The organism is Dolichospermum sp. LEGE 00246 (assembly GCF_015207865.1).
Taxonomy (GTDB): domain Bacteria; phylum Cyanobacteriota; class Cyanobacteriia; order Cyanobacteriales; family Nostocaceae; genus Dolichospermum; species Dolichospermum heterosporum.
The window spans coordinates 1-2,392 of the sequence record NZ_JADEWA010000622.1; the positions used below are offsets into that span (position 1 = coordinate 1).

The following is a 2,392-nucleotide window of genomic DNA, read 5'->3' on the forward strand; positions in this document are numbered from 1 at the left end:
CAAATCCCTACCACATCTCGTTCCTAGTCTCTGACTAGGAATGCAGTTGATGAGGCTCTGCCTCTAATATCATTGAAGGCAGAGCCTTCTAGAATTCATTCCCAGTCAGAGACTGGGAATGAGACGACAGCCACCCACATCATAAAATCCATTTGAGTAACCCCATTTCTCAAAGCCCCTTCCCCGCACCCCCGCAACGGGGGGGAGAAAAGAATAAACTTTTGATATTGGAGGGGGTTGGGGGTGGGGTTCTTAGCTGCTCATAGGTGTCAACTTAAGCTCAAATCCCTACCACATCTCGTTCCTAGTCTCTGACTAGGAATGCAGTTGATGAGGCTCTGCCTCTAATAAGTAATGGGACAGAATTAATTACACAATTGATTTTTCTGTTCCCTGTTCCCTGTTCCCTGTTCCCTTGCCCCAACGACAATTTTTAACGCCCACCTACTTATATATATTCTAGATTTTAGATTCAATCACATGAGTTGAGCTAATCCATTCCCCTTTGTCGCTATAGCTGCGAATTAAACGCTGACGTTCATTCTCTCTAACCAACCAACCAGCTTCCACAAAAAAAGGTTTTCTCAGTTGTAGTTGTAACGGCACATTACTAGAAGTTCCATCAGGTAATAACAAAATCTGTCGAGGAATTCCTTCCATCTCAGAAATGATTTTATTACCTTCTATTCTGGCTTTTGCAGTAATAATTTGAGATTGGAAAGATAACTTTTGTTCTAAATATCCATCACCGATTTCTTTAATTTCTAAATAAGTAGTATAAGTTGCCGATGGTCTCAAGTCTGAATAAACTGTATGAGCTTTACCTTGCCAATTACCAATTAACTGTTCTACAGTCAGTTGCGGACGTTCATAAGCATCTGTAAAACTGCGAAATTCCCGAATCAGAGTTAAATTAATAAAGTTGCCTTGTTGATCATACAATTGTACCAAACGCGATCGCCGGTCATCATCAACAAAACCGTATTCTGCTCCAAATTCTGAAAAAGGTGCTAACTGCAATGTTCCTTTAGAAAAAGCTCCTGTAGCAAAAAAGATATTCTGTCTTCCTAAAGAACGATATTCCTGTTGATAATCCTGAATAGGAGGACTATCATAATCATGAGAATCAAAACGACGTAATCTAAAAATCACAGCTTGATTATTATCATCAGCTTCCAAATTTAAAATACTAGCAGTAGAATCTAATATCTCACCATTGGGAGAGATTTTAGTAAATGAACCACGCCATTCTCCTAAATTTTTGAGAAAGTTTTCCCAGTTGCTTGTCATAATTTAATTCTTAATTTATATGGGTGTGCCAGTTGCCTAAGTCCTGAGCCAATGATAAATATCATACAGCCAAATATTATCCAATCAGTTGTTAAGTAATTGGACAAAAATATTTACAGTCATTGCGAGGGAAGGGAAGCAATCACAACCCTGGCGATTGCTTGATTTCACTTCCTTCCATATGGCTAACGCCACGCAACGCTTACGCAATGACATTGTGTAATCAATTCTGTCTCACTACTTAGTTGCTTCTTAGCCGCCATCTGTTAAGATTAATCAAGAATTAATAATTTTTAAAACCAATACTTGGAGAGTCTAATGTTTATTACTGAATTGTCGCCCCTATTTCGAGAACTAGCCCAACATCCAGTTTCATTTTTAGGTGGGTTCGTTTCTGGTGTCCTCCGACTCAACCTCACCGAAGATCCCGTCAAAAGTTGGTTAAATAAAAAAGGTTGTGGAAATAGCTCTAGCAACCTGAGTACAGAAGTACAAAACGGCAAAGCCAATGGACCGCAACAAATCACAATTGACTAAATCACTCAAGTTATTAGTTATCTAAAGTTTAGGCTGTAAATAGGTACTAGGGAATGGGTAATTACTCGCTATTCCCTATTACCTATTCCCTATTAAGTAGGTGAACACAATAAAACCAATCTGTGTAAGGAAAAGTAAAATCGCCCAAACCCTCTTCACTCTTGCCTCTTGCCTTGCTATAACGACAATTTTCAACGCCAACCTACTTACCATCTTTTTTGGAGATGTCTATTAATCTGCAACTGGCTGAAGGACAGATATATAAAGAAATAATTAAGAGTCCTATTATCTATCGCGGTGATCATTCTAAAGTCAGAGCTAAGGATCACAATGGAATCAAAGTGATTCTGGAAAAATTGTCAGATTGGTTCATCCGCAAGTCTGGTATTTAGGCAATAACGAGCTATATTCTGTGTGTAGTCAAGCTGCACGGTAAACAACCATGTTCGCCATTGTGTCAGCTAATATTGCCGTCTGTAAGTGCGACTAGTAGTCTGTCAACCCGAAAATGACGGGTGAAGGCAAGCAGGGGGAGAAGAGAGGCACCGGGGGCAGGGGAGGGAAG

At 39.7% G+C, this 2,392-nt stretch carries 3 protein-coding genes; 2 read left to right on the forward strand and 1 reads right to left on the reverse strand.

The window, feature by feature from the left end; all coding sequences use genetic code 11:
- Positions 1 to 459 precede the first annotated feature (459 nt).
- Entirely contained in the window at positions 460 to 1,290 is an 831-nt protein-coding gene (locus IQ228_RS24785) for a DUF3598 family protein (protein WP_027401775.1), read from the reverse strand.
- 318 nt (positions 1,291 to 1,608) lie between these two features.
- Between IQ228_RS24785 and IQ228_RS24790 the strand changes: the two genes are divergently transcribed.
- A complete protein-coding gene (locus IQ228_RS24790; RefSeq protein ID WP_027401774.1) occupies positions 1,609 to 1,827 on the forward strand; it encodes a hypothetical protein in 219 nt (72 codons plus the stop codon).
- Between the two features lie 224 nt (positions 1,828 to 2,051).
- Positions 2,052 to 2,219 carry a hypothetical protein gene (locus IQ228_RS24795; protein WP_193964806.1) on the forward strand — a complete coding sequence of 56 codons (168 nt, stop codon included), beginning with the start codon at positions 2,052 to 2,054 and terminating at the stop codon, positions 2,217 to 2,219.
- Positions 2,220 to 2,392 lie beyond the last annotated feature (173 nt).